The organism is Anabaena sp. CCY 0017 (assembly GCF_963920885.1).
Lineage (GTDB): Bacteria > Cyanobacteriota > Cyanobacteriia > Cyanobacteriales > Nostocaceae > Nodularia.
Map to the genome: position 1 here is coordinate 1 of NZ_CAWUDG010000077.1, position 645 is coordinate 645.

General features: G+C 34.7%; 1 pseudogene. It reads right to left on the reverse strand.

The window, feature by feature from the left end:
- A pseudogene (locus ACM0OW_RS25760) lies at positions 1-425 on the reverse strand (ISLre2 family transposase); the annotation flags it as partial.
- Positions 426-645 lie beyond the last annotated feature (220 nt).

Below are 645 nucleotides of genomic sequence, written 5' to 3' on the forward strand. Positions count from 1 at the left end.
CCCTGGGACATTCCTAAATATCTTAAGAATGGGCAAAATCCTTCATTTAAGATTTTTTGATTTTTCTTTGCTTGAGTTGGACGTTCAACTACATAAGGTAATTTAAAATTTACTTCTACGTTACCAATTGTTAATATTTGGCGCTTTTTACAACCATGTTTTTGCGTGTTAGGATGCCACCATCCTTGTGTCTCCTGCATTGCTTTATCCAAAAACTCTTGAGATTTTGACAGCTTATGCAGTAACAAAGCTGTACATTCTCCTGCTAAAACTAATGCAGATTCTCTAATTTTTTCCTCTCGTTTCTTGAAAACGCGTCCATCCCATTCTGATATGTTCGTTAATTCTAAAAGTTTCGTAACTTTTTCTTGAAACTGTCCTAAAGATTTGTTTAAATCGAAGCTAGAATATATACTATTTTTCATTCTGTGTAGGCACTCCCTGTTTTGATGTCAGATATCGAAACCTTTACTATTTGGGAATCCTACCTTTTTTTTGCCCAAAAAACGAGTCCTATTTATCTCCTCGAATGGAAACAGGAATTTATTCCAGTGCTATTACTGATTTAGCTGTATAAATATATTAAATATACTTAAATATAGTTTTTAGCGATGCCTTCGGCGAGCGCAGCTATCGCACCAACCT